The 24719-nt window shown below is 63.2% G+C and carries 20 protein-coding genes, 2 tRNA genes, 3 pseudogenes and 1 riboswitch; of the genes and pseudogenes, 11 read left to right on the top strand and 14 right to left on the bottom strand.

Annotated elements, in window-relative coordinates; genetic code table 11:
• Positions 1-31: 31 nt before the first annotated feature.
• A complete protein-coding gene (locus Q0D31_RS13975) occupies positions 32-793 on the bottom strand; it encodes a hypothetical protein (protein ID WP_291851692.1) in 762 nt (253 codons plus the stop codon).
• A gap of 229 nt (positions 794-1022) precedes the next feature.
• The gene (locus Q0D31_RS13970; protein WP_291851689.1) at positions 1023-1202 is read right to left on the bottom strand and encodes a hypothetical protein; all 180 of its coding nucleotides are present in this window, start codon (positions 1200-1202) and stop codon (positions 1023-1025) included.
• Positions 1203-1369: 167 nt separating this feature from the next.
• Here Q0D31_RS13970 and Q0D31_RS13965 point away from each other — a divergent pair, with 167 nt between their 5' ends.
• Positions 1370-1753, top strand: a complete 384-nt coding sequence (locus Q0D31_RS13965) for a response regulator (RefSeq protein ID WP_291851686.1) — start codon at positions 1370-1372, stop codon at positions 1751-1753.
• A gap of 212 nt (positions 1754-1965) precedes the next feature.
• Here the strand turns inward: Q0D31_RS13965 and Q0D31_RS13960 are convergent, their stop codons facing one another.
• The gene (locus tag Q0D31_RS13960; RefSeq protein WP_291851681.1) at positions 1966-2352 is read right to left on the bottom strand and encodes a response regulator; all 387 of its coding nucleotides are present in this window, start codon (positions 2350-2352) and stop codon (positions 1966-1968) included.
• Positions 2353-2576: 224 nt separating this feature from the next.
• Here Q0D31_RS13960 and Q0D31_RS13955 point away from each other — a divergent pair.
• The 3 genes and pseudogenes from Q0D31_RS13955 to Q0D31_RS13945 all read left to right on the top strand — a co-directional run.
• Positions 2577-2960, top strand: a pseudogene (locus Q0D31_RS13955) (IS1595 family transposase); the annotation flags it as partial.
• A 617-nt stretch (positions 2961-3577) separates the two neighbouring features.
• Positions 3578-3675, top strand: a tRNA-Asp gene (locus Q0D31_RS13950).
• Between the two features lie 22 nt (positions 3676-3697).
• Complete coding sequence (locus Q0D31_RS13945; RefSeq protein WP_291851678.1) at positions 3698-4366, top strand: hypothetical protein; 669 nt, start codon at positions 3698-3700, stop codon at positions 4364-4366.
• Positions 4367-4377: 11 nt separating this feature from the next.
• Here Q0D31_RS13945 and Q0D31_RS13940 read toward each other — a convergent pair whose 3' ends face one another.
• Positions 4378-5280, bottom strand: a complete 903-nt coding sequence (locus tag Q0D31_RS13940) for a transposase (protein WP_291851675.1) — start codon at positions 5278-5280, stop codon at positions 4378-4380.
• A 158-nt stretch (positions 5281-5438) separates the two neighbouring features.
• Positions 5439-5514: transfer RNA gene (locus tag Q0D31_RS13935), tRNA-Val, on the bottom strand.
• 274 nt (positions 5515-5788) lie between these two features.
• On the opposite strand from Q0D31_RS13935, the gene Q0D31_RS13930 reads away from it, so the two are divergent.
• Entirely contained in the window at positions 5789-6643 is an 855-nt protein-coding gene (locus Q0D31_RS13930; protein WP_291851672.1) for a hypothetical protein, read from the top strand.
• Positions 6644-6682: 39 nt separating this feature from the next.
• Here the strand turns inward: Q0D31_RS13930 and Q0D31_RS13925 are convergent, their stop codons facing one another.
• Complete coding sequence (locus Q0D31_RS13925; protein WP_291851669.1) at positions 6683-7093, bottom strand: hypothetical protein; 411 nt, start codon at positions 7091-7093, stop codon at positions 6683-6685.
• Positions 7094-7685: 592 nt separating this feature from the next.
• Between Q0D31_RS13925 and recA the strand changes: the two genes are divergently transcribed.
• Complete coding sequence (recA, locus tag Q0D31_RS13920) at positions 7686-8774, top strand: recombinase RecA (RefSeq protein ID WP_291851665.1); 1089 nt, start codon at positions 7686-7688, stop codon at positions 8772-8774.
• A 519-nt stretch (positions 8775-9293) separates the two neighbouring features.
• Here recA and gcvP read toward each other — a convergent pair.
• The 3 genes from gcvP to gcvT form a co-directional block, all read right to left on the bottom strand.
• Positions 9294-12167 carry an aminomethyl-transferring glycine dehydrogenase gene (gcvP, locus tag Q0D31_RS13915; RefSeq protein ID WP_291851662.1) on the bottom strand — a complete coding sequence of 958 codons (2874 nt, stop codon included), beginning with the start codon at positions 12165-12167 and terminating at the stop codon, positions 9294-9296.
• Between the two features lie 153 nt (positions 12168-12320).
• On the bottom strand, positions 12321-12686 hold the full coding sequence (gcvH, locus tag Q0D31_RS13910) for a glycine cleavage system protein GcvH (protein WP_291851659.1): 366 nt from the start codon (positions 12684-12686) through the stop codon (positions 12321-12323).
• A gap of 27 nt (positions 12687-12713) precedes the next feature.
• Entirely contained in the window at positions 12714-13859 is a 1146-nt protein-coding gene (gene gcvT / locus Q0D31_RS13905) for a glycine cleavage system aminomethyltransferase GcvT (protein ID WP_291851656.1), read from the bottom strand.
• A gap of 141 nt (positions 13860-14000) precedes the next feature.
• Positions 14001-14091, bottom strand: a riboswitch (glycine riboswitch).
• A 214-nt stretch (positions 14092-14305) separates the two neighbouring features.
• On the opposite strand from gcvT, the gene alaS reads away from it, so the two are divergent.
• Entirely contained in the window at positions 14306-16981 is a 2676-nt protein-coding gene (gene alaS / locus Q0D31_RS13900) for an alanine--tRNA ligase (protein WP_291851653.1), read from the top strand.
• Positions 16982-17040: 59 nt separating this feature from the next.
• On the opposite strand, the gene Q0D31_RS13895 is transcribed toward alaS, so the two are convergent.
• Entirely contained in the window at positions 17041-17490 is a 450-nt protein-coding gene (locus tag Q0D31_RS13895; RefSeq protein ID WP_291851650.1) for a cytochrome c, read from the bottom strand.
• A gap of 252 nt (positions 17491-17742) precedes the next feature.
• Here Q0D31_RS13895 and Q0D31_RS13890 point away from each other — a divergent pair, with 252 nt between their 5' ends.
• Positions 17743-18948, top strand: coding sequence for a cyclic nucleotide-gated ion channel (locus Q0D31_RS13890; RefSeq protein WP_291851647.1), 1206 nt, complete (start codon positions 17743-17745; stop codon positions 18946-18948).
• 51 nt (positions 18949-18999) lie between these two features.
• On the opposite strand, the gene Q0D31_RS13885 is transcribed toward Q0D31_RS13890, so the two are convergent.
• A complete protein-coding gene (locus tag Q0D31_RS13885) occupies positions 19000-20214 on the bottom strand; it encodes an NADP-dependent isocitrate dehydrogenase (protein WP_291851644.1) in 1215 nt (404 codons plus the stop codon).
• Positions 20215-20511: 297 nt separating this feature from the next.
• Between Q0D31_RS13885 and Q0D31_RS13880 the strand changes: the two genes are divergently transcribed.
• Complete coding sequence (locus tag Q0D31_RS13880) at positions 20512-21717, top strand: TrmJ/YjtD family RNA methyltransferase (RefSeq protein WP_291851641.1); 1206 nt, start codon at positions 20512-20514, stop codon at positions 21715-21717.
• Positions 21718-21814: 97 nt separating this feature from the next.
• Here the strand turns inward: Q0D31_RS13880 and Q0D31_RS13875 are convergent.
• A pseudogene (locus tag Q0D31_RS13875) lies at positions 21815-22061 on the bottom strand (TetR/AcrR family transcriptional regulator); the annotation flags it as partial.
• 33 nt (positions 22062-22094) lie between these two features.
• Between Q0D31_RS13875 and Q0D31_RS13870 the strand changes: the two are divergent.
• Together Q0D31_RS13870 and Q0D31_RS13865 are read left to right on the top strand one after the other, a co-directional pair.
• Positions 22095-22211 (top strand): annotated as a pseudogene (locus Q0D31_RS13870) (acyl-CoA dehydrogenase); the annotation flags it as partial.
• A 155-nt stretch (positions 22212-22366) separates the two neighbouring features.
• The gene (locus Q0D31_RS13865) at positions 22367-22948 is read left to right on the top strand and encodes a hypothetical protein (RefSeq protein ID WP_291851638.1); all 582 of its coding nucleotides are present in this window, start codon (positions 22367-22369) and stop codon (positions 22946-22948) included.
• A gap of 8 nt (positions 22949-22956) precedes the next feature.
• Here Q0D31_RS13865 and Q0D31_RS13860 read toward each other — a convergent pair whose 3' ends face one another.
• Positions 22957-23940, bottom strand: a complete 984-nt coding sequence (locus Q0D31_RS13860; protein WP_291851635.1) for a tripartite tricarboxylate transporter substrate binding protein — start codon at positions 23938-23940, stop codon at positions 22957-22959.
• Positions 23941-24079: 139 nt separating this feature from the next.
• Complete coding sequence (locus Q0D31_RS13855) at positions 24080-24658, bottom strand: hypothetical protein (RefSeq protein ID WP_291851632.1); 579 nt, start codon at positions 24656-24658, stop codon at positions 24080-24082.
• Between the last annotated feature and the right edge of the window lie 61 nt (positions 24659-24719).

The raw sequence follows: 24719 nt of genomic DNA, 5'->3' as shown, positions 1-24719 counted from the left end.
TACCCCAGCGATTGATCAAGGGCGGCGTGGCTCAACGGACTTTCATGCAGAGTTCGGCAAGATCGGTGTCGAAGCCACCGACAAGGGTTCTCGGAGAGCGCTTTTTATATGGCTCGCTGGTCCTGGCGAAGGCATAGAGCGCTTCCTGCGCCGCCTCCGTCAGCGCGATATAGCGGTCGAGGTGCGGCGATTTCGCATCTTCCTTGAACTTGTTCAACTGCTCGGCAACCTCATCGGTCGGATCAGCGTTTTCGTAGAGCTTATCATCACCACTGTACGGTGCCGGGAACGGCCGCGCGAACGTGATCCTTCGGGTCACAGTATAAAGCTGCAAATTTTCGACCACAAAGTTGGCGGCAATGGCGGCGTCCATGGGAGCAGCCAGCGCCGTGTATTGCTGGACCAACGGATTGCTCTTGAGCTGCTCGCGCTCGTCGACCGCGGCGGCGCCGATCTTCGCGGCCAGCGCTCTACGGAACGCCGCGCGATCGATGGTCGCGGCGGTGAGCTCTACTATCTGGGTGCCGCGCCGCTGCAGGATCGCCACGACGCGCGTCTCCAACGGGACCTGCAGGGCGCTCGCCTGCGGGCACGAGGGCGCGGCGCTCGCCCGGATGGCCTCAACAATGTGGCCGGTAAGTAATTTGCCGTAAGGCTCGGCGAATGCGGCCTTTACCAGATCGGCGGCAGGATATTCGATGAATTCCAGCGGCAGAAGCTGGGCGGTGGCGGATTGGATTCCGGTGAGACCGATCGCGGCGGCGAGAAAAAAACCGCGGACAAATTTTTGCATCTTCCCTCGTTGCTTGTCTCGTGCGGCGGCTCGCCAGCGTGTTACCGGGCGAGCCGTTCCCGAAGCTCGAAAGCGCAGCGCCGCCGAAGCGGAATATGCTCGCTTGGCGGCGCCGGCCTAATCCCCGAGTGACGCAATGTCCCAGGCTAGGATTGGTCGGGGCGGAAGCAAAAAGGTTCAACGCCGACGCCGACAGGCGCGGCGAACATCGGGCGTGTGGCGGTGCGAGCTACCGCTGCGGCTGCTCGACGTCCGGAGCCCGCGGGCTGGCGTCCGGCGCGGCCTGGCTTCGGGCCGACAGGTCGGCGGCCTTGTCGAGCAGGCGCGCCGCGACCTGCGGATCCGTCGTCGTCCTCGCGAAGTTGACAAGAGTTACTGCCTGTTCGTTGAGGAATTTTCTGCCGGGCACGATCGAGTTCCCTGTTTGATAGTCTGGTCCCGTTGCGTTGACGCCGCAGCGCCGAATCCGTTCCGGCGAAAAGGCGCGTGAACCCCGGCCAAAACAAAGTTCACTTCTGCTCCGAACGAATACCCGCTGCGGGCGTCGTCAGAGTGACCGGACACGGGAGACGTGCAATGGAACCTCAACAGCTCGACACCATCCTCGTGGTGGAAGACGATCGCGAAATTCAGGCGCTGATCCGGGATGCGCTCGGCGAAAGCGGTTTCAAGCCGGCGGTGGCCGCCTCGGGCGAGGAAGCGCTGGACCTGTTGAAAGCCAACAAGGGCCGGTACTGCGCGCTCGTCGCCGACATCGTGCTTCCGGGCCGCATGAGCGGCTGGGAAGTCGCGACCATGGCGCGGGAGATCGATCCTGAATTTCCCGTTCTGTATGTGACCGGTGCCCACGCCCACCAGTGGAAGCTGCGGGGGGTTGCCAACAGCGGCATCCTGACCAAGCCGTTCGCAACGCAGGAGCTGGTGAGCGCGGTTTCAAGGCTGCTCGCCGCGGCGCATTGATGAAGCCACGCAAGTCTTGGCTCCGCCTGACATGTCGGCGTCATGCGGCCTTAAAACTGGTCTGTTCCTATGGCGTGGCCGGCTGCCGCCTGCTGTTTGTAACGCGTCAGCGGCATTGCAAGCGGCTGGCAGGGGCCGCCCGATTGTGCCGGCGGGCGGCCCCGCTTTGATCGCAGGTCAACCCGCTGCCACGACCGCCGCCGGAGCCGGCCTCACGCCGGGGGCGAGCCGGTATTGAGCAGATTGGAAAGTGCCGTGACGAGCTGGGCCGGCGCGAACGGCTTCTGCAGAAGGATGCTGTTGGGAACGCCTTGCGACGACCATTCATCCGCGGCTGCGCCGGTTATGTAGATCACGGGACATCCAGGCGTGGCTTCCCTGATTTGCCTGGCGACGTCCCAGCCGCTCATCCTGCCCTTCAGGTTGACGTCGGTGACAAGCGCGGCATAGTTTTTTTGCCCGCCCATGAACAAAGTCAGCGCTTCTTCGCCTGAAGCAAGAATTTCGGCGGCAAAACCGCCGTCAGCCAACGCGTCCTCGATCACGGCCTGCACCGCGTCCTCATCCTCCACGATCAGGATGACCGGTAGTTGCTCCATTGATGGCTCCCCCATGGCGCCGTGGCGTTCATGGCGCCGTGGCGTTGCAAGACCCAATGCGCGGGCCCGGCAGGGGTTCCGCAGCAATGTACAAAAGTATACTCAGCGATACGGATTCGCCGCATAAACAGGCCGTTACCAGGCAACTGACATATCCCGCTTGGACATGTAGAACGGACCGGGTTATGGTAATTCTGCACTAGCGGAAACCGGGCGAACAAAACATGGCTCAGAGACCGAGCCGCGCATTTCAGAGGCGGTTCCCGACCGAGGACGCCTGCCTGGCGCACCTGATGCGGATCCGGTCCGGCCGGCGCTTCACCTGCTTCAAGTGCCGGAAAGCGGCGACCTATTACCGGATCAAGGCGCGCCGCGCGTTCGAATGCGAGCATTGCGGCCATCAGGTCTATCCCACCGCCGGCACCCCGTTCGAAAAGACCCGCACCGGCCTGCGCGACTGGTTCCACGTCTTGTCCCTGTTCTGCGAGAGGCCGAACGGCGTGACCGCCAGGGAAGTGCAGCGCCAGCTCGGCGTGACCTACAAGACCGCGTGGCGCATGTGCCGTTTGATCCGGCTGCACATGGCCCGGGTTGACGGCGATCAGCCGGGTGCGGATTCGAGCTTCGATCAGGCGCTGGCAGCTTTGCCTGCGCATGTTCGCGTCGCGTCCGTGCCGGCTGAAGCGCCTGCGGTGATGTTCGAACTTGCTGCGCGGCCCTCGCCAAAGGCGCCGATTGAATGACTACCGCCACAAAGGCTGATCGAAGCCGGTAACGGCCTGTTCGGCGCTTTCCTTGGAAGTAAATGGTACTGGCCGAATTAGGCCACTCGCAGATTCAAAGTAGGCCACTGAAGGCTGTTATACTGAGAAAAGCGAATCAGACCCGAATCACCCAAGCCCGAATCGGGGCTGTTCGGTGCCGGAAGCAGGGTAGAGCACCTGTCCTACAGTCAAGTGGAACAGGCGCGTCTGCATGTCATGACAACATGCAGTAGGGGATAAATGCATTTCGACTGCTAATAGATAATTGCAATTCGGTTTTGGCGCGCATCTGATTGCGCCTACCTTGCAACCTCCCGCAATTGCGGCTATGCTGTCATCTTCTAGACAAAAAGGGCTCGCGCCATAGGCACAAGCCCTTTTCGCTAGAAAAGTGTGACGCAGAGGTATGGTAGCTGAGCGGTTGTATAGTCTGCCCGGCTATGGTGCCAGGTGTGTAGCCCGGAGAGGTGGCTGAGCGGCTTAAAGCAGTGGACTGTCATTCCACCGCAGGGATGCGCTAACATTCCTGCCACGGGTTCGAATCCCGTTCTCTCCGCCAATTTTGGCAAAGGACCCGAACAATGGGAAAGATAGATAAATACGTTACCTTCGTCAAGGATCATGTGGCGATCCAGCAAAAGCTGGCTAAGAAGTATGAGGATACTCCTTATAGGAAGGGTCAGCATCTGGAATCTGCGAAAGGATTCGCGGACTTAGCTGATTTTCTTGCCGAAATTCAGAAGAAGGGAACCGGAGACGTCTCCTATTTGAACCGGGGAGACAGTCCATTAAAACGCCTCCATTTGACCTTTGAGGACATTCAAGACCTGTCCGAGGAGAATCTCAAGGAACTCAATATCACTGAGGCGGAGCGCCAAGACCTCGTTGTTGAGCATCTCATCGCCCAAAATGGGGGAATCTATTCCCTCGACAAGATAATGGTAGATTTGTACCGCCAAACGAAAGAGTTCCCGAAACGGGGCACCATCACTTCCCGGCTCTACCGGATGGTCGGCAAGGGAATGATTTACAATGTGCCCGGCAAAAAGGGCGTGTACTCAACCTTTGAGATGACGGAGCAGGAAGCCAAGAAACTCTTCGGTAATTTTGAAGGAGAGAGCGAGGATGCCGGAGCGACAAGCGAAGTCACACCGTCGCCTCCCAAGCCAAGTCAACCGCAACCTAGCCGCAGTGGTTTGGCGACCAGCAAATACTTGAATAGTACGGCTACGCCAGCCCGTCGCATTTGAGGGGGCCGCGCTTAAGCGCGGCCCCCGTCGATTACTACAAACTTCCGCCGACGATCCGGCGGGGTCTCCGTGGGCAAAGCAGGGGTTACAGAGAGCGCGGCGTCCACAAGCTGCCCAATGCTCCAGGCTCGATCCGTCACGCCCAGCGCCTTCGCTGGCGTCGTGCGCAGGGCTTCATGGGTGCGGCACAGATTGTAGTGAGCGACGTACAGCGCGACGGCTGCAATATGGTTGTCCAGCTTCTTTGAGAACCCATTGGTGAGCCGGGTGAAACGACGGCTGCCCATGCGAAGCGAAAGGTTCTGCCGTTCAACGTAGCTGGTCGAAATGTACTGATCCGGATCGCCCGTTACGACCTCTTTGCTTACGGCTACTACAGCGGCCGGCGAGTAGCGGCCCTGCGCTTCCTTGACCAGATGCGTTACTGAGTAGGTCTTTACGATCACGCCATGCGAGGCGTTGTCGCCGAAGGCGTCGCGGATCGCTACGCGGTAGGGATGGAAGCCGTCCGTTGAAATCTCGGGCTGGCCGATCACGCGGCTGCGGAGGTCGTGCAGGAAATCCATCGTGCTTTCGCCGTTACGCTTGCCGACGCCCCAGCTGATGATTGCTTTCTGCGTCCCGGCCATGCCGATGAAAACGTACTGGTCGCCCTTGGCGTTGATCTCGTGGCGCAGGACGTTCTTTTGCTTCTTGCCGACGAAGCTCCAAGCCTCGTCCAGTTCCAGCCGCTCGGTGCGGATGCCGACCATGAGCCGGTCGTGCAATTCCATGCAGCCCATGCCGACGCGCAAGGCCAGGTTGCCGACCGTGCCACGGTTAACGCCGGTCAGGCGCGCGGCGGTGCGGATGCCGACGCCTTCGCAAAGGGCGGCAATGACTTCAATCTGCTTTTCGCGGGAAAGTACGTTCATGAGGGCGCAATCCTCGGTTAAGGATGTCCCGTCAGCGACTCTGGATATTCCGCCCGCCAAGGCGTATATTCAGCTTGGTTATCGCTTCGGGGCGCAATCCCGGGGTGGGTAACTAGGGATCGGCAGCGCGCCAACGCCGTCGGTCCCGCCTAGTTCGATGGTTCAGGGTGCCGGATTCGGACCGACATTTCCTCGCTTGTAAGGGCTGGTGTCCTACCGTTAGACGAACCCTGAGAACCTAAAGAGCCGATTAGGGGCCGCTACCTTTCCTTTACGGGGAGCCGGGTAGCGGCCCTTTCCTATGTGTCACAGCCTCAGCGTCGGTCGGGATTGCGCTGGGGCTCTGGCGGTATGGGCATGCGATATCCTCAATCTGCCACTTTAAAGTACCACATCCGCAAACATGCGCAAACAAAAAATGCGGAAATCCCCAAAAATTGTTTGCGGACTTAAATGGGCGCTGCTATAGGAGGATAGATATTCCGTCCGAACGGCAGGAGATTTCGCTATGACGAAAGATCAAGTCCAGAACATTCAAGACGCGCAAACTGACGGCGACGACGCCCGCGAGCGCTCATCGATCCAGTTCCCTTACAACGATTTGAACAGCGCAATAGAGATTGCAAAGGCCATTCAGGCTAATGCCGGGATGGAATGCACGCTGGATCAGCTCGCTGCATATCTAAAGCAGTCGATGACCAGCGGGGCGTTTCGGCTCCGCGTCTCGACCGCCGCAACTTTCGGCCTTACAGAAAATGAGCGGGGCAAGGTTAAGCTGACGACACTGGGCCGTCGTATCGCAGACCCGACACAGGAAGCCTCTGCACGGGCAGATGCATTCCTGACGGTCCCGCTTTATTCGAGCGTCTACGAGAATTTCAAGGGTTACACGCTGCCCGGCGCGGCTGCGATTGAGAAGTATATGCGGGACGTTGGCGTCTCTTCAAAACAACTCGATAAGGCGCGCCAAGTCTTTCTTCGCTCGGCGCGGCAGGCGAACTTCTTTGAACACGGAGAGGACCGCTTGGTGAGGCCCGCTTCCAATCCGGGGCCGGGCACTCCGCCCGTTGATCTGGAGCCAAAAAAAGACCCGCCACAGGATTTGAAAAACGGACGCGGTAGCGGTGGGGACGAACCGCCGCCCATCGATCCAATTATTGATGGCTTGCTCAAACGTCTGCCAAAGACTGGCGACGTTTGGCCGGAGGCGGATCGCAAACTGTGGCTTCAGCTTTTGGAGGGCAGTTTTAAGCTAATCTACAAGGACGTCCCTGCAAAGCTTTCACCGCCCCCCGGCGATGCAGAGTACCGCAAGGCGCACGGTATGCCGCCGAATCCGGACGACAAGGGGATTATGGGATGAAAGAGGCCGCCAACTGAAGCGGCCTTAGCTGGATAAGCGCTAGCCCACTACATGTCGCCGATGGATTTTTTTATGCTGTGAGCGGTATCCAATAGCGGCGGTGATCAATGTTCCCATCACGCCAAGAGCAACAGCCAAGAGGGCGATGGAATGTGCGTCTAACAGACCAGCAGCAAACTGTTTCAATTCGGCCCTGAGGCCGGTTCTTTGAAATGCAACCTGGGTGACAATAAAAACGACGGCCCCCAAGAAAATCAAGAAAACGTTTATGACAAGCCACTGCGCAATATAGTTTGTCTCCTTGGCATGCAGATGTTTACGCCTGTTCACAAAAAAGGCCAAAGCTATACCGGCGCCTCCAGCGCCAGTGATAACGCCGGCAAGCAAACTCAAAACTTGAGGGGCAATTTCATTTAGCATCTGATCGAGAGCCGGGTCTGTTACCATCATGGTTCTCCAAGCGTCTCGCCTAGGCGTCGTATCCATTTATACAGCGGGTAAAACATTAACATTGTGAACGTGACAGTCAGCGAGGTTGTATATGGAACTATGAAAACGGCCTTTTCTTGCAGTCCTAAAACTTCGGTCGATAGCCAAGGTCCGCCAAACCAAAATGTCGGAATTGCTAAAATTTGGCCTACTAGCCATGACATGGACTTTATCTGAGCAAGCGAAGTCTGGTGCAAAAGCTTTAGGCATGCACAACCAACTATCCCGGTGACCAGCCCAATTAGCACGCCGATAACAATACCGACAATCACCGATAGTTTCCTGCCTAAATAGCTTTGGAACTACAATTAGCAGTTGTTTACCGTTTAGCAATCATCTTTCCAGTTTCTAGGTGCCCCCTCCAAATCAGGCCACTGCGTATTTCAACTTAGGCCACCGAGGGTCGAAACAGGCCAGTACCGAAGTAAATTAGAAGAACATATTGCGAACAGAGAACAAACGTGGTACGATAGTTTTGTACCGATTGCCGCCCTCACCAGAGCCGTCGCCCGTTTGTCCCGCTAGCGAATCCCCGCCATAAGGAGCACCACCTATGTCCGCCACTGCCCTGCGTATCGTCGAAGGATCCTCCATGGACAAGACCAAGGCCCTGTCCGCCGCGCTCTCCCAGATCGAGCGCCAGTTCGGCAAGGGCTCGGTGATGAAGCTGGGCAAGAACGACCGCTCGATGGATATCGAGACCATCTCCTCAGGCTCGCTCGGGCTCGACATCGCGCTTGGCGTCGGCGGGCTGCCGCGGGGGCGCGTGGTCGAAATCTACGGGCCGGAATCCTCAGGGAAAACCACGCTGGCGCTGCACACGGTGGCCGAAGGCCAGAAGAAGGGCGGCATCTGCGCCTTCATCGACGCCGAACACGCGCTCGATCCGGTCTATGCCCGCAAGCTCGGCGTCAACATCGACGAACTCCTGATCTCGCAGCCCGACACCGGCGAGCAGGCGCTGGAAATCTGCGACACGCTGGTGCGCTCCGGCGCGGTCGATGTGCTGGTGATCGATTCGGTGGCCGCCCTGGTGCCGAAGGCCGAGCTTGAGGGCGAGATGGGCGACGCGTTGCCCGGCCTGCAGGCGCGGCTGATGAGCCAGGCGCTGCGCAAGCTCACCGCCTCGATCAACAAGTCCAACACCATGGTGATCTTCATCAACCAGATCCGGATGAAGATCGGGGTGATGTACGGCTCGCCGGAAACCACCACCGGCGGCAACGCGCTGAAATTCTACGCCTCGGTCCGCCTCGACATCCGCCGCATCGGCGCCATCAAGGAACGCGACGAGGTGGTCGGCAACCAGACCCGCGTCAAGGTCGTGAAGAACAAGCTGGCGCCGCCGTTCAAGCAGGTCGAGTTCGACATCATGTATGGCGAGGGCGTCTCCAAGATGGGCGAGATCCTCGACCTCGGTGTCAAAGCCGGCATCGTCGAGAAGTCCGGCGCCTGGTTCTCCTATGATAGCCAGCGGCTGGGGCAGGGGCGCGAGAACTCCAAGGCGTTCCTCAAGGCCAATCCCGACATGACCGCCAAGATCGAGGCGGCGATCCGTCAGAACTCCGGCCTGATCGCCGAGCAGATCCTGGCCGGCTCCCCCGAGCGCGACGCCGAGGGCGAAGAGCCGGCGGAGGAATAGGGTTACGACGCTTTCAGGCCGCAAGGCCGGAGAAGCGACAGACGGGTGCTTGAGGACGTCGGGTGGCCGACGTCCTCGGCACCCGTTTTGTTTTCCGCCGTCATTTTTCTCCGCCGTCATTCCGGACAGTCCGCGCATGCGGACTGATCCGGAATCCCGAGATGCGGGGCACCAAGACCTTGCCCAAAACCTCTGGATTCCGGGTTCGCGCCGAGGCGCGCCCCGGAATGACGGGTCTTCCGCGGCCGTTTTCCTGCAGTCATCGCGGACAACCCGCGAAGGCGGACTGAGGGCCCCGCTCCCCTTTGCATGGGGTTGTTTTCGCGATTTTGTGCCGGGCCCTGCGGTGTCTCGCCGACGGCCGCTCCGCCGTCATTGTTTTCCGCCGTCATTCCGGACAGTCCGCGTATGCGGACTGATCCGGAATCCCGAGATGCGGGGCACCAAAAGCTCTGACCTAAAACCTCTGGATTCCGGGTTCGCGCCAAGGCGCGCCCCGGAATGACGGCCTTTCGGCTGTCACTCCGCGGCTTGCGCGTAGTCCGCCACCGGCGGGCACGAACACACTAGGTGGCGGTCGCCATAGACGTTGTCGACCCGCCCCACCGGGCACCAGTATTTGTCGGTGCGCGAGACGCCGGCGGGAAAACAGCCCTCGGCGCGGCCATAGGCGCGCGCCCAGGCGTCGTCGGCGATGTCGTGGACGGTGTGCGGGGCGTGGCGCAAAGGCGAGGCCTCGACCTTCCAGCGGCCGTTCTCGATCTCCGCGATCTCGTTGCGGATCGCGATCATGGCGTCGCAGAACCGATCCAGCTCCGCCTTCGATTCCGACTCGGTCGGCTCGATCATCAGCGTCCCCGGCACCGGGAAGCTCATGGTCGGCGCGTGGAAGCCGTAGTCGATCAGCCGCTTGGCGATGTCGTCGACGGTCACGCCGGCGGTTGCCTTGAACGGGCGGGGATCGACGATGCATTCGTGCGCGACGCGGCCTTTGGCGTTCCGGTACAGCACCGGGAAATGCGGATCGAGCCTGCCGGCGATGTAGTTGGCGCCGAGGATCGCGACCTCGGTGGCGCGGGTCAGGCCCGCGCCCGCCATCATCAGGATGTAGACATACGATATCGTCAGGATCGAAGCCGAGCCTGCCGGCGCCGCCGACACCGGCCCGACCGGATGCGGCTCGGCGCCGTCGTTGGCGGGATGGCCGGGCAGGTAGGGCGCCAGGTGCGCCTTGACGCCGATCGGGCCCATGCCCGGTCCGCCGCCGCCATGGGGAATGCAGAACGTCTTGTGCAGGTTGAGATGGGAGACGTCGGCGCCGTAGTCGCCAGGCCGCGCCAGGCCAACTTGCGCGTTCAGATTGGCGCCGTCGAGATAGACCTGGCCGCCATGGCCGTGAACGATGTCGCAGATCTCGCCGATGTGCTCCTCGAACACGCCGTGGGTCGAGGGATAGGTGATCATGATTGCGGCGAGATTCTTGGAATGCTTTTCCGCCTTGGCGCGCAGGTCGTTGACGTCGACGTCGCCCCTGGCGTCGCAGGCGACCACCACCACCTCCATGCCGACCATGCTGGCGGAGGCCGGGTTGGTGCCGTGCGCGGAAGAAGGAATCAGGCACACCGTGCGGTGCGGCTCGCCGCGCGCGGCGTGGTAGCCGCGGATCGCCAGCAGCCCGGCATATTCGCCCTGCGCGCCGGAATTCGGCTGCAGCGAGATCGCGTCATAGCCGGTGATGTCGCACAGAAAGCGTTCCAGCCGCGCAAACAGCGCATGATAGCCGCGCGCCTGCTCGCGCGGCGCGAACGGATGCAGGTCGGCAAACCCCGCAAAGCTCAGCGGCATCATTTCCGCGGTCGCGTTCAGCTTCATGGTGCAGGAGCCGAGCGGGATCATGGCGCGGTCGAGCGCGAGGTCGCGGTCGGCCAGCTTGCGCATGTAGCGCAACAGCTCTGTTTCGGAGCGATGCGCATGAAACACCGGATGGGTGAGGAACGCGGTGCCGCGCTTGAGACCCCCGGGCAGCGCCTCGGACGCGGATGCGTCGATGTCGGCATAGGACAACGCGCCGCCGAACGCGCGCCATACCGCCTCGAGGATCTCGGGCGTGGTGGTCTCGTCCACCGCGATCCCAAGCGTGCCTTCGCCGATCCGCAGATTGATCCGTTCGGCGCGGGCGCGGGCGACGATGTCGTTTTGTCTTGCGCCGGCCGCGACCGTGATCGTGTCGAAGAAGGCCGCCGACTTCGGCGCAAAGCCGAGCCGCGCCAGCCCCGCCGCCAGCACGGCGGCGCGCCGGTGCACGGTGCGGGCGATATGGGTCAGCCCCTCCGGGCCGTGATAGACCGCGTACATCGAGGCGATCACCGCCAGCAGCACCTGCGCGGTGCAGATGTTGGAGGTGGCCTTCTCGCGGCGGATGTGCTGCTCGCGGGTCTGCAGCGCCAGCCGGTAGGCCGGTGCTCCCCGCGAATCCACCGACAGGCCGACCAGCCGGCCGGGCAGCGAACGCTTCAGCGCGTCGCGCACCGACATATAGGCCGCATGCGGGCCGCCATAGCCCATCGGCACGCCGAAGCGCTGCGCCGAGCCGACCGCGATGTCGGCGCCGAGCTCGCCGGGCGAGGCCAGCAGCGTCAGCGCCAGCAGGTCGGCGGCGACGACGGCCAGCGCGCCCCTGGCCTGCAGCGCGACTATCGCCGGTCGGAGATCGCGCACCACGCCCGAGCTGCCCGGATATTGCAGCAGACCGCCGAACACCTCCGCCTTGCCGAGGTCGGCGAGGGGATCGCCGACGATCAGTTGCCAGCCCAGCGGTTCGGCGCGGGTGCGCAGCACCGCGAGCGTTTGCGGATGCACCTCCGAATCGACAAAGAACGATTTGGCGTCGCCCTGAAAGGCCCGCTCGGCCAGCGCCATCGCTTCCGCCGCGGCGGTCGCCTCATCCAGCAGCGAGGCGTTGGCGACGTCGAGCCCGGTGAGGTCGCAGATCATGGTCTGGAAGTTGAACAGCGCCTCCAACCGGCCCTGGCTGATCTCGGGCTGGTAGGGCGTATAGGCCGTGTACCAGGCCGGATTCTCCAGGATATTGCGCTGGATCACCGCCGGCAGGATGGTGCCGGAATAGCCTTGGCCGATCAGCGAGGTGAAGACCTGGTTCTGCGACGCCAGCTCGCGCATATGCGCCAGCGCCTCGGTTTCGCTCAACGCCGGCCCGAGATCGAGCGGGGTCTGTTGCCGGATCGAGGCCGGCAGCGTCTGGCCCATCAGCTCGCCGAGGCTGTCCGCCCCGACGGTTTCCAGCATCGCCTCGATGTCGCGGGGCGAGGGGCCGATATGGCGGCGCGCGAAATCGGTGGCGGCCTCGGCGGTGGTTTTCAGCGGCGCGTTCATGGGTGCCTCACTAGAATCTGCAGAATTCGGCGTCATCGTCCGCGAAGGCGGACGATCCAGTACGCCGGGACGTGTCGGTTCAATCGCTGGCATCGGTGGATACTGGATGCCCCGCCTGCGCGGGGCATGACGACGATGGGGGTCATGCGTCCCTCACGCGGTGTGGCTGGCGTAGGCGGCCTCGTCCATCAGGCCGTCGAGTTCGCTTCTGTCCGCAATCTTCAGCTTGAAGAACCAGGCCTTGCCGCCGGCGTCGGAATTGACCAGCGCCGGTTCGGCGGCCAGTGCGGCGTTGACTTCGAGCACCTCGCCCGAAATCGGCGCATAGACGTCGGAGGCCGCCTTGACGGATTCGACCACCGCGGCGGCTTCCGCTTTTTTCAGCGCGCGGCCGACCTTCGGCAACTCGACAAACACGACGTCGCCAAGCTGGGACTGGGCGTAGTCGGTGACCCCGATGGTGGCGACATCGCCCTCGATGCGGAGCCATTCGTGGTCGGTCGTGAACAGTGTCGTCATGGAACTTCCTCTTTCCGCGTTTCGGGATCAACGTTTGTAGGTGTTGGGCACGAACGGCATCGGTGCGACCCGCAGCGGCAGCCGCTGGCCGCGAACCTCGGCGAAGATCTGGCTGCCGCTGGCTGCCAGCGAGGTCGGCAGATAGCCCATCGCCACAGGCGCATCGAGGCTCGGGGCGAAGCCGCCGGAGGTGACCTTGCCGACCGGCTCGCTCGAGGCCGCATCTGAAAACAGCAGCGCGCCTTCGCGCACCGGGGCGCGGCCCTGCGCGCGCAGGCCGACCCGGCGGCGCGATGCGCCGGCTTCAAACTGGGAGAGAATCTTTTCCGCGCCGGGAAAGCCGCCGGCGCGCGCGCCGCCGCTGCGGCGGCTTTTCTGCACCGACCATTCCAGCGCCGCCTCGACCGGCGTCGTCGTGGCGTCGATGTCGTGACCGTAGAGACAGAGCCCGGCCTCCAGCCGCAGGCTGTCGCGGGCGCCCAGTCCGATCGGCAGCACGTCGGCGTTCTCCAGCAGCGCTGCGGCCAGCGCCGCGGCGTGTTCGGCGGGAACCGAGATTTCAAAACCGTCCTCGCCGGTATAGCCGGAGCGCGAGACGAAGCAGTCGAAACCCAGGACCTTGCGCGGGCCGGTATCCATGAACCGCATCGCGGCGACATCGGCGCCGAGTTTCGCCAGCGCCGCTTCCGCCCTCGGGCCCTGCAGCGCGATCAGCGCCCGATCGGCTAGCGCATCGATGACGCAGGTCTCGGAGAGATGCGCGCGCAGATGCGCCTCGTCCTCGGCCTTGCAGGCGGCGTTGACCACCAGAAACAGATGGTCGCCGAAATTGGCCACCATGAGGTCGTCGAGAATGCCGCCGTCGGCGTTGGTGAACTGCGCGTAGCGCTGCCGTCCCGGCGCCACCGCGACGATGTCCTGCGGCACCAGCCGCTCCAGCGCCAGCGCGGCATCGGCGACCTTGCCGGATTTCGCGCGCAGCGCGATCTGGCCCATATGCGAGACGTCGAACAGGCCGGCAGCACTTCGTGCATGCAGGTGCTCCTTCAGGACGCCTGCCTGGTATTGCACCGGCATGTCGTAGCCCGCGAAGGGAACCATCTTGCCGCCGCGCGCGACATGGAGCGCGTGCAGGGGAGTGCGTTTCAATGGAGATTGGTCGCGCAACAGCATCCGTCAGGCCCTCAGGGGTTGCGGAGACCAGTCTCCGGGAAACCCACAAGAAAGCCCCATCTGTCGCTGTGCCTGAGAGTATTATCCCGTCGGCGGACACCCCCGGGCCCAAAGGCCCTCGGTGTCTCTTTCCAGATGCTCGTCCGTCACGCGGTCCGTTTGCCTGAGAGTTTCCGGGGCGGTTGCTCCTTCGGCGCCGGCGCTCAAGCCGATCTCTCCCGACGTGACGTCTTCAACAGACAGGAGGAAAACACAGCCCTGCCAAGCCTGTCAACGCAGCCGCAGCCTTATCAACGGGACTTCCGCGTCCGCCTTGTGTGCTGCGGCAACCCTATGATCCGCCTGCACAGTTTCTGGACAGCGCGACGGCCCTTGTCTAAAAGCGGTTGGCTGGTAGATGCGGGCGTCCGGAGCCCGGCCCGGCCCCTTTTTCCGATTGGATGAACATGAGCGGCGTCAACGAGATCAGGTCGAAGTTCCTGAACTTCTTCAAGGAGAATGGCCACGAGATCGTGGCCTCCTCGCCGCTGGTGCCGCGCAACGATCCGACCCTGATGTTCACCAACGCCGGCATGGTGCAGTTCAAGAACGTCTTTACTGGTGTCGAGAAGCGTCCCTACCAGCGCGCCACCACCTCGCAGAAATGCGTGCGCGCCGGCGGCAAGCACAACGACCTCGACAATGTCGGCTACACCGCCCGGCATCTGACTTTCTTCGAGATGCTCGGCAATTTTTCCTTCGGCGACTACTTCAAGGAGCGGGCGATCGAGCTCGCCTGGAACCTGATCACCCGAGATTTCGGGCTGAAGAAGGACAAGCTCCTGGTCACCGTCTACCACGACGACGAGGAGGCGGTGCGCCACTGGAAGAAGATCGCCGGCTTCTCGGACGACCGCATCATCCGGATCGCGACCTCGGACAATTTCTGGGCCATGGGGGATACCGGCCCCTGCGGTCCGTGCTCGGAGATTTTCATCGACCGCGGCGAGCACATCTGGGGCGGGCCGCCGGGCAGCCCGGAAGAGGATGGCGATCGCTTCCTTGAATTCTGGAACTTGGTCTTCATGCAGTTCGAGCAGGTGACGAAGGACGAGCGGGTGGCGCTGCCGCGCCCCTCGATCGACACCGGCCTCGGACTGGAGCGCATGGCCTGCATCCTGCAGGGCGTCGACAGCGTCTTTGAGACCGACCTCTTCCGCCATTTGATCGATGCCGCCGCTTCGGCGCTCGGGCAGGGGCCGGAGGAGCAGACCGTCGCGTCGTTCCGGGTGATCGCAGACCATCTGCGCTCGTCGGCCTTTCTCGTTGCCGACGGCGTGCTGCCGTCGAATGAGGGCCGCGGCTATGTGCTGCGCCGGATCATGCGCCGCGCGATGCGCCACGCACAGTTGCTCGGCGCGCGCGATCCGCTGATGCACCGCCTGGTCGGGGCGCTGGTGCGGGAGATGGGCCAGGCCTATCCGGACCTGGTGCGCGCCGAAAAACTGATCGAGGAGACGCTGCGGCTGGAAGAAACCCGCTTCCGCAAGACGCTGGAGCGCGGCCTGTCGATCCTCGACGAGAAGAGCGCGGGCCTGAAGAAGGGCGACATGTTCGACGGCGACACCGCGTTCACGCTGTACGACACCTATGGCTTCCCGCTCGACCTGACGCAGGACGCACTGAAGTCGCGCGGCATCAGCGTCGACCAGGCGTCGTTCACCGATGCGATGGAGCGGCAGCGGCAGAAAGCGCGGGCGTCCTGGTCGGGCTCGGGCGATACCGCCAGCGAGAACGTCTGGTTCCCACTGCGCGAAAAACTCGGCGCTACCGAATTCCTCGGTTACGATACCGAAAGCGCCGAAGGCGTGGTGACGGCGCTGGTCAGGGACGGCAAGGATACCGACAGCCTGAAGGCGGGCGAGAGCGGCGCGATCGTGCTGAACCAGACGCCGTTCTATGCGGAGTCCGGCGGCCAGGTCGGCGACACCGGCCTGCTGTCGGGCGAGGGCGTCAGGTTCCGGGTGTCGGATACCCAGAAGAAGGCCGGCGACCTATTCGTGCATCTCGGCACGGTGGAGCAGGGCGCCCTGAAAGTCGGCACCGCGCTGCAGCTCGAAGTCGATCACACCAGGCGGGCGTCGATCCGCTCGCACCACTCGGCGACGCATCTGCTGCACGAGGCGCTGCGCCAGGTGCTCGGCGACCATATCGCCCAGCGCGGCTCGCTGGTGGCGCCGGACCGGCTGCGCTTCGACTTCGTGCATCCGAAGCCGATCACGGCCGAAGAACTCGCCCGCGTCGAGGACATCGCCAACGAGGTCGTGCTCGAGAATGACGAGGTGACGACGCGGCTGATGGCGGTGGACGACGCCCGCGAAGCCGGCGCCCGCGCCCTGTTCGGCGAAAAATACGGCGACGAGGTCCGCGTGGTCACCATGGGCAGGGGATCGCGCGAGCACGGCAGCAACGCGCTCGGCTGGTCGGTCGAACTGTGCGGCGGCACCCATGTGCGGCGCACCGGCGACATCGGGTTGATCTCGGTGACCGGCGAAAGCGCGGTGGCCTCGGGCGTGCGGCGGATCGAGGCCTTGACCGGGCGTCATGCGCGCCGGCATGCCAACGAAATGCTGGCGGTCGCGAAGACCGCGGCCTCCGAGCTGCGCACCACCGTCGACGACATGCCGGCGCGAATCGCGGCGCTGATGGAAGAACGCAGGAAGCTCGAGCGGGAACTGTCGGAGGCGCGCAAGAAGCTCGCGATGGGCGGCGGCGCGTCGGCCGGCAATGGCGCGGCCACGGGCATCCGCGAGGCGGGCGGCGTCAAGCTGCTGGCGCGCGCAGTCGCGGGCGTCGAGACCAAGGACCTGAAGAGCCTGGTCGACGACGGCAAGAAGCAGATCGGCTCCGGCGTGGTCGCGATCGTCGGCGTCACCGAGGACGGCAAGGCCGGCATCGTCGTCGGCGTGACCAGCGACCTCACCTCGCGCTTCAACGCGGTGGATCTGGTGCGCAAGGGCTCGGAGGCGCTCGGTGGCAAGGGCGGCGGCGGCCGGCCCGACATGGCGCAGGCCGGCGGGCCCGACGGCGCCAAGGCCGATGCGGCGCTGTCGGCGATCGAGCAGGCGATGGCCGGCGGCTGAGTGCAGGCAAGGCCAAGGCAACTAATCTGAAGGGCAGCTAATCCGGTGCTCGTCGGGCGCTACTTCTGCTGCACACGGCTGAGATAATCGACAACAGCGAGGATGCGTTTTCGCACCACGACTTCCGGGTCTTGATCCGGTCCGGCCATTTTCCAGTAAGACGGATCAACATAGTGGGGCAAGTTGATGATCGGGTTGAATCGTTCGCCCCAGACTGGCATTTCACGGGTGCCGTGAGCCGGAACCCCTTTCATTCCATTGATGGTTTCATAGACGGTTTCCGTGGGGAAGACCCCGTTGTTGCGCCTGGCCAACATCGTCAAATCGGGAGGCGGTATCTTGAGCTGGTCGCTGACCGGTCCTTTGCCTCTTGCGTCCGTACCATGACAACTCGCGCAGGATGACTGAAATTCGGACTTGCCGAGGTCCGAGTCGTCAGCCTTGGCCGCAGCAGCGAAACCAGCGGCAAGGCTGGCTATCATCAGCCATTTTAACCCACATTCCATCATGTCGCGCTCCTCCGCGGGCCAGGAAGACCTGACTACTAGCCACTTTGCCCTCCACGACAGTTTGACGTACATCAAGACCGGGTGCCGGCCCAGGCCTATGAATGGTTCGTTCTTGCTTGAAGCGGCGCCGGGGCTGGGCCACTTCGCGCCGGCGTGGAGGCCGGATTGCGTAGCAAGGACGGCGGCGAGGCAGTCACCGTCACGCCATGCTTTAGTGGGGAATCGATTGTGGCCACCGTTCCGGACCAACGCATGGCCAGCGCCCCGGATTTGCGGGACCGGCTCTACGAACTGCTGGAGCACGATCACCTGCCGCATTCGGCCGGATCGCGTTTCGCCAGGCTGATCGTCGTTCTTGTCGTCGTCGATGTACTGGCGATGATTCTCGCTTCGGTGCCGGAGCTGGACGTCCGGTTCGGCCTGCTGTTCACGGTGGTGCAGATCGCCGCCATCGCGGCCTTTGCGCTCGAATACCTGGCGCGGCTGTGGAGCGTGGTCGGGCATTCCCTGCGCGTCATGACGCCATGGCGGACGCGGCTCGAATACGCGGTGTCCGGCCTCGGCGTCATCGATCTGCTGGCGTTCCTGCCGTCGGCGGTTGCGTTGACCGTCGGCGATCGGTCGATGCTGGTGCTGTCTGGCATGCTGCCGTTCCTCAAGCTGATACGTTATTCACCGGCGTTGCGCTCGCTGCTGGCGGCCCTGCATGCCGAGCGGCGCACGCTGTTCGGCTGCGTCGTGATCCTGACCGGCGCGGTGCTGCTGTTCGCCTCGCTGCTGTACGCCATCGAGCGTACTGTCCAGCCCGACAAGTTCGGCACCATTCCGCAGGCGATGTGGTGGGCGCTGGTGACGCTCGCCACCGTCGGTTACGGCGACGCGGTGCCGATCACCCCGCTCGGCAAGTCGGTGGCGATGTTCGCCGTCGTCGGCAGCTTCGTGATGATCGCGCTGCCGGTGGCGATCATCGCCACTGCCTTTGCCGACGAGGTCCGCCGGCGCGACTTCATCGTCACCTGGGGCATGCTGGCGCGGGTGCCGCTGTTCTCGCATCTCAGCGCTTCGGAGATTGCCGACATCATGCGGCTGTTGCGGGCGCGAACCATCGAGTCCGGCGAAGTGCTGGTGCGGCGCGGCGATGCGGCGTCCTCGATGTATTTCATCACCGCTGGCGAGGTGGAAATCGATCTGCCGAACCAGCGGGTGCGGCTTTCGAACGGAACCTTTTTCGGCGAAATCGCGCTGCTGCAACGGACCAAGCGCAGCGGCACGGTGACGGCGACGCGCAAGACGAAACTGCTGGCGCTCGACGCGCAGGACTTTCACGCCCTGGTCGAACGCCTGCCGGCGCTGGCCGCGCATGTCAAGCAAACCGCCGAGACCCGCCTCGCCGATACCGCAGGTGCTCTCAAGGGCGACATCGCCGCCGGCGAAATCGCGCTCGCTGAACGGGATTAGGGATTTTTCCGCTTCAATTGAATTCGAAACGGGGCAGGGGCGAAAGCCGCCTTACGCCGCCATCTCCTTGGTCAGGTTCTCCGCGACCTTGTCGAGGAAGCCGGTGGTGGAGAGCCAGCGCTGGTCGGCGCCGACCAGGAGCGCGAGATCCTTGGTCATGAAGCCGGCTTCGACGGTGTCGACGCAAACTTTCTCCAGGGTCGCTGCGAACTTCGCCAGCGCCTCGTTCTTGTCGAGCTTGGCGCGGTGCGACAGGCCGCGGGTCCAGGCGAAGATCGAGGCGACCGAGTTGGTGGAGGTCTCCTTGCCCTTCTGGTGCTCGCGGTAATGCCGGGTCACGGTGCCGTGCGCGGCTTCGGCCTCGACCGTGTTGCCATCCGGCGTCATCAGCACCGAGGTCATCAGCCCGAGCGAGCCGTAGCCCTGCGCCACCGTGTCGGACTGCACGTCGCCGTCGTAGTTCTTGCAGGCCCAGACATAGCCGCCCGACCATTTCATCGCGGCGGCGACCATGTCGTCGATCAGGCGATGCTCGTAGGTGATCTTCTTGGCGTCGAACTTGGCCTTGAACTCGTTGTCGAAAATCTCCTGGAAGATGTCCTTGAAGCGTCCGTCATAGGTCTTGAGGATGGTGTTCTTGGTCGACAGATAAACCGAGTATCCCTTGGACAGGCCCTGGTTGAACGAGGCACGGGCAAAATCGGCGATCGAATCGTCGAGATTGTACATGGCCAGCGCAATCCCGGCGCTGGGCGCCTTGTAGACCTCGCGCTCGATCACCTTGCCGTCGTCGCCGACGAACTTCATCGACAAGGTGCCCTTGCCGGGAAACTTGAAGTCGGTGGCGCGATACTGGTCGCCGAAGGCGTGGCGGCCGATGATGATCGGCTTGGTCCAGCCCGGCACCAGCCGCGGCACGTTCTTGCAGATGATGGGCTCGCGGAACACCACGCCGCCGAGAATGTTGCGGATGGTGCCGTTCGGCGACTTCCACATTTCCTTGAGGCCGAATTCCTTCACCCGCGCCTCGTCCGGGGTGATGGTGGCGCATTTGACGCCGACGCCGACCTTCTTGATGGCGTTGGCGGCGTCGATGGTTACCTGGTCATTGGTCTTGTCGCGGTATTCCATCCCGAGGTCGAAATACATCAGGTTGATATCGAGGAACGGGTTGATCAGCTTGTCCTTGATGTACTGCCAGATGATCCGGGTCATCTCGTCGCCATCGAGTTCGACGACGGGGTTGGTCACCTTGATTTTTGCCATGACGGAGGGGGCCTTCTTGGAGCGGCGCTGGTTGAGGGCGGGGTGGGACGGAAATATCCTTGCGCTATAGCACCGCCGGCGCGCGGGCGGAAGCCAAGGGACCATGGGTTTCAGCCGGCCTTCGACTCAGCAAGCAGCCGTCGCCGCCCATCGGCAACCTTCTATCCTAAGCCCATATTTTGCTTGAGAAAGTTCGCTGGACAAGCGATCGAGGAAAGTACAGGTCACCAGGTCGGATCAGGCCGTTTGGACCTGATGAGGGGTTCGCCAGACCCAGATCAGAAAGTGTGGAGCGAGATGTCCGGTTCGGGCACCGACAAGACCAAGAGCGGCCACGACCTGACCGGCCCCGTCGTGATCCTGGTCGAGCCGCAGCTCGGCGAGAACATCGGTATGGCCGCGCGGGCGATGGGCAACTTCGCGCTGAGCCGGCTTCGCATCGTCAACCCCCGCGACGGCTGGCCGAACCTCGCCGCCCAGCGGGCCGCCGCCGGCGCCGACCATATTCTGGATCATGCCGAATTGTTTGAGACCGTCGAGCAGGCGGTTGCCGATCTTTCGCTGCTGTTTGCCACCACCGCCCGCGCCCATGACCAGGCCAAGCCGGTGGTCGGGCCTTCGCAAGCTGCCGGCGAGATCGCGGCCCATGTCGGAACCGGCGGCGCGGCCGGCATCCTGTTCGGCCGCGAGCGCTACGGGCTGCAGAACGAGGAAGTCGCGCTCGCCAACCGCATCATCACCTTTCCGGTCAATCCCGGTTTCGCTTCCCTCAATTTGGCGCAGGCGGTGCTGCTGATCGGCTACGAGTGGTTCAAGTGTTCGACCGGGGGCGTGCTGCCGTTTGCGATGCCGGAACGATCCGAGCCGGCCTCGCAGCACCAGATGCAGGCGTTCTTCGACAATCTGGTCCGCGAACTCGACAAGGTCGAATTCCTGCGACCGCGCGAGAAGCGCGAAACCATGCTGGTCAATCTGCGCAACATCTTCACCAGGATGGACCCGACCAAGCAGGACATGCACACCCTGCATGGCGTGGTGATGGCGATCGCGGAAGGGCGCAAGGGGCCGGCCAAGGGCGGCGTGCTCGACGGCGAACAGGCAACCCGGCTGCGGGCGCTGCTGGCCGAGCACGGGCAGGGGCCGGCGGTGCCCGGCGACAGCTCGACCGTGCGCGGCCTGGCGCGGCTGCTCCGTCGCAACCCGACCGACGCCGAGCGGATCCTGTGGCAGGCGCTGACCCGCGACCGCCGGTTCGCCGGGCAGTTCAAGCGCCAGACCCCGGTGGGGCGACACATCCCCGACTTCGTCTCCTTCGCGCACCGGCTCGCGATCGAGCTGGTCAACCCGAACGAGTCTGATGCCATCGTCGCCGATCGCGCCGCGCGCAAGGCCTGGCTCGAGGCGCGCGACTACCGCGTGGTCGAGATGCGGGTCGGCGATGTCGAGGGCGATCTGGAGCGGGAGCTGGAGCGGCTGGAAGCAAGCGTTCGGGAGCAAGGCTAGAGATTTGCCCGTCATTGCGAGCGAAGCGAAGCAATCCATTTCTCGCCGAGCCGCAGCGTGGATTGCTTCGCTTCGCTCGCAATGACGGACTCGTTGCTCACACCGCCACAAGCTCGACCGTGCTGCGAGGCCTCGGCTTCTTCGCTTTGTAAGGCGTGAGCAGCGGGCCAGCCGCAAGGCCCGCGGTATCGGCGACGCCTGGGTTGCGTGAAACCATGGCGGCAACGATGGCCCCGGTCGATCAACAGCGCGAGCTGGTGGGCGAGAACGTGCGGCTCGGCCGCGCCCATTTCACTGGCGAGCTTTTCGATATGCGCCTGCACCACCTCCTTGTGGCGCAGCGCCCGCGGCGATCGCCGCCGACTTCCTTTTCCGTGGCGGGGCCCTTCGTCAAGAAGATCCGCGCCGGCTTCATCCTGCTGCAGGCCGGCATGGCGTTCGGCCTGATCAGGGATTGCATCCAGATCATGGACGAGGTCGAGGCGCCGCTCGGCCGTTTCCATGGAATCGGACTGCAACCGCCTCGAATCGGCCACGATGGACTATGCCATCGCGCCGCGCTGGCGTTCTCGATCTGCGCTGCTTATAATTGCTGTGTAGTCGGGTGATCTCGCGGATGTCGATGTTCTCACGCAGAGTTGGTTTTGCAATGGTCGCCGCGACGCTGTCGCTGGGCGCGCCAGCGGCCCACGCGCAGGCCTCGGCCGTAAACTACTGGATCCCGGGCTGGCCGATGGGATTCAGCGGCGCGGCCGGCGAGAGCCCGGAGGCCTACGGCAACTTTCCGAGCTTCGATTTCCGCGATACCGGAAACGGCTCTTCCCACGCGCGCTACAATTTTTCGAACGGCTTCTTCGTCGGTAGCCAGCGCAGCAACGTGGGCTTCAGCGGTCTCAGCCAGGGTGCGCTCGGTGGTTTCGGCTCGCTCTACAGCGAGGGTTTGCAGTTCGGCTACAGCCTGAACAACGGCGGCGGGTTGCCCATCACCTTCTATGCCGGTTTCGACACGCTGAAATACAACACCGGCATTGGCGGCGCGTTCGCGCCTTTCGACTCGAAATCGGGCACGCTGCCCGTCAGCAGCGCCTATGCCGGCGTCGAATTCCAGGCGACCTCGAACATCAGCCTGTCGCTAGGGGTCGGCGTCGTCCAGCAGTCGGGTCGCCTCGACAGCGAGATCAATTCGCTGCCCGGCGCCTCGCCGTTCGCCGTCGGCGGACGTCGCTACTAGGGTGCGCATTAATCCAATGGTTTGAGGCCGAGATCGCGCAGGATGCGGAGCATCACATCGCTGTCGCGTTTGAAAATGCGCGCCGTTGTTGCAAGATCGGCCGGTGAAGACAGTATGAAATTTTTCAGCATCTGCTGCACCCTGGGGTCGGAGCCGGCCTGAATCAACATCTGCGCGAGCCGTTCCACGATCTCTTTTGGCGTGCCCGCCGGCACAGCGAAGGTGGTGAATGCGCGCAGGTCGTAGAAGTCGCCGACCGCGCCTTGCTCGGTCATGGTAGGCGTGTCCGGATACGGCGGCAGGCGGCTGCCGACCACGCCGATCAGGTTTCCGGTTCCCGCCTGGATGATGGGTGCCGCTGCGGCATAGCTTCCCGCGGCGCCATCCAGCGTCTGTCCCGCGATGTCATTCCACATGGGCGCCTCGCCGCGGTACTGGATGACTTGAAAGTTGATGCCGTACTGCTTGGCGATGGTCTCGATCAGGACGTGCGGGGTCGAACCCACGCCGTAGGATCCCCAGTTCAGGCTGCCGACCTTCTTTGCATATTCGATCAACTCGCGAAGGTTGGTTGCTCCGGTCTTCTTTGCCGCCACCACCGGACCGCCCGCGCCGCTGACCATCGTCAGATAGATGAAGTCGTTTTCCGGATCGTAGGGCAGGTCCTTCACCGTAACGCGGTTCTGGATCAGCGACGAGGAGATCGTGCATACGATGGTGGTGCCATCCGGCTCGGCGCGTTTCGCTTCCGTCACGCCGATGACGCCGCCTGCGCCCGCCTTGTTTTCGATGATGACCGGCTTTCCCAGCTGCCGCGCCAGGTAGTCGCCGAAAGCCCGTGCGATGCCATCGGTCTGGCCGCCAGCCGGATAGGGCACGATGATCCGGATCGGCCGTGCCGGCCAGGCCGATTGCGCCGCGGTCTTTCCGGACGGCGCGCATAGCAGCGCCGCCGAACCGGTCACGAACGTTCGCCGTGTCAGTCTTCTCATTTTCCTGCCCCTGGTGTTTTGTTGTTTTCGGGCATCGAAACTAGCGCAGAACCTATCGCAGGACGTTGTGGCACTGTGTCCGCCACGGATCAGGTGACTTCCGCCTCGCGGAAAACGGAGACTGATTGGCGGCTCCGCCTCAGACCGCCTCCGTCCAGCTTTCCGAGAACGCCAATGCCGACGTCGAGAACGGCCGCCCCTCACGTTCCCGCGGCCAGGATCGCCCCGCTGCCTCGACGCCGTTGCGGACGAGACGGGTACCGAGCGCCGGGATCAGCACGGTGCACACGCCGTAGCGCCGGTCGGGAATCTGGTTCGGTTGCGCGTGGATGAGCAGCGGCTCGCCGATATCGAACCAGGTAAGCGAGATGTCTTCGCCGTGCGATTTGATGTGTTCGGTCCAGAAGTAGCGCGGGTCGCCAGCCTTGGAGAATTGCGCGTCCGCGCAGGGAATCGTCATGTCGGAAAGCTCGGCGTTGAGCATGCCCTGTACGGTTGACTGCAGCCACCGCGCCATCGCGATGTTGTCGGAGTAGATGCGCCAGCGCCGTTCCGTCAGCTCGCTATTCAGGTAGAGAACGTGACCGGGACCGGCCGGCGAAAAGATGATCCGCCAATAGCTCGCCTCTGTTGAGTTCGGTTCGCCGTCCTTCGGGCTCAAGCGGATAAATGGGTTCTCGCCCGTCAGGATCGTTTTGTTGGGATCGGCAATGCTCATTGTACTGGTCTCCTCTCAACTTCTCATGATACGCGGTAGCATGTCTGCTTCAAGCTCCAAG

The sequence above is a fragment of the Bradyrhizobium sp. genome (assembly GCF_022844465.1).
GTDB lineage: Bacteria > Pseudomonadota > Alphaproteobacteria > Rhizobiales > Xanthobacteraceae > Bradyrhizobium.
This window is presented reverse-complemented; position numbering and strand designations above follow the sequence as displayed.

Excerpts from the sequence above, each read along its gene's own strand:
- Q0D31_RS13865 (WP_291851638.1), top strand. The coding sequence starts at position 22,367 with ATGGTCGCCGCGACGCTGTCGCTGGGCGCGCCAGCGGCCCACGCGCAG.
- gcvT (WP_291851656.1), bottom strand. The coding sequence starts at position 13,859 with ATGCTGTTGCGCGACCAATCTCCATTGAAACGCACTCCCCTGCACGCG.
- Q0D31_RS13890 (WP_291851647.1), top strand. The coding sequence starts at position 17,743 with ATGGCCAGCGCCCCGGATTTGCGGGACCGGCTCTACGAACTGCTGGAG.
- Q0D31_RS13940 (WP_291851675.1), bottom strand. The coding sequence starts at position 5,280 with ATGAACGTACTTTCCCGCGAAAAGCAGATTGAAGTCATTGCCGCCCTT.
- Q0D31_RS13975 (WP_291851692.1), bottom strand. The coding sequence starts at position 793 with ATGCAAAAATTTGTCCGCGGTTTTTTTCTCGCCGCCGCGATCGGTCTC.
- Q0D31_RS13880 (WP_291851641.1), top strand. The coding sequence starts at position 20,512 with ATGTCCGGTTCGGGCACCGACAAGACCAAGAGCGGCCACGACCTGACC.
- Q0D31_RS13885 (WP_291851644.1), bottom strand. The coding sequence starts at position 20,214 with ATGGCAAAAATCAAGGTGACCAACCCCGTCGTCGAACTCGATGGCGAC.
- Q0D31_RS13945 (WP_291851678.1), top strand. The coding sequence starts at position 3,698 with ATGGGAAAGATAGATAAATACGTTACCTTCGTCAAGGATCATGTGGCG.
- alaS (WP_291851653.1), top strand. The coding sequence starts at position 14,306 with ATGAGCGGCGTCAACGAGATCAGGTCGAAGTTCCTGAACTTCTTCAAG.
- gcvP (WP_291851662.1), bottom strand. The coding sequence starts at position 12,167 with ATGAACGCGCCGCTGAAAACCACCGCCGAGGCCGCCACCGATTTCGCG.
- Q0D31_RS13965 (WP_291851686.1), top strand. The coding sequence starts at position 1,370 with ATGGAACCTCAACAGCTCGACACCATCCTCGTGGTGGAAGACGATCGC.
- Q0D31_RS13925 (WP_291851669.1), bottom strand. The coding sequence starts at position 7,093 with ATGATGGTAACAGACCCGGCTCTCGATCAGATGCTAAATGAAATTGCC.
- Q0D31_RS13960 (WP_291851681.1), bottom strand. The coding sequence starts at position 2,352 with ATGGAGCAACTACCGGTCATCCTGATCGTGGAGGATGAGGACGCGGTG.
- recA (WP_291851665.1), top strand. The coding sequence starts at position 7,686 with ATGTCCGCCACTGCCCTGCGTATCGTCGAAGGATCCTCCATGGACAAG.
- Q0D31_RS13930 (WP_291851672.1), top strand. The coding sequence starts at position 5,789 with ATGACGAAAGATCAAGTCCAGAACATTCAAGACGCGCAAACTGACGGC.
- Q0D31_RS13860 (WP_291851635.1), bottom strand. The coding sequence starts at position 23,940 with ATGAGAAGACTGACACGGCGAACGTTCGTGACCGGTTCGGCGGCGCTG.
- Q0D31_RS13895 (WP_291851650.1), bottom strand. The coding sequence starts at position 17,490 with ATGATGGAATGTGGGTTAAAATGGCTGATGATAGCCAGCCTTGCCGCT.
- Q0D31_RS13855 (WP_291851632.1), bottom strand. The coding sequence starts at position 24,658 with ATGAGCATTGCCGATCCCAACAAAACGATCCTGACGGGCGAGAACCCA.
- gcvH (WP_291851659.1), bottom strand. The coding sequence starts at position 12,686 with ATGACGACACTGTTCACGACCGACCACGAATGGCTCCGCATCGAGGGC.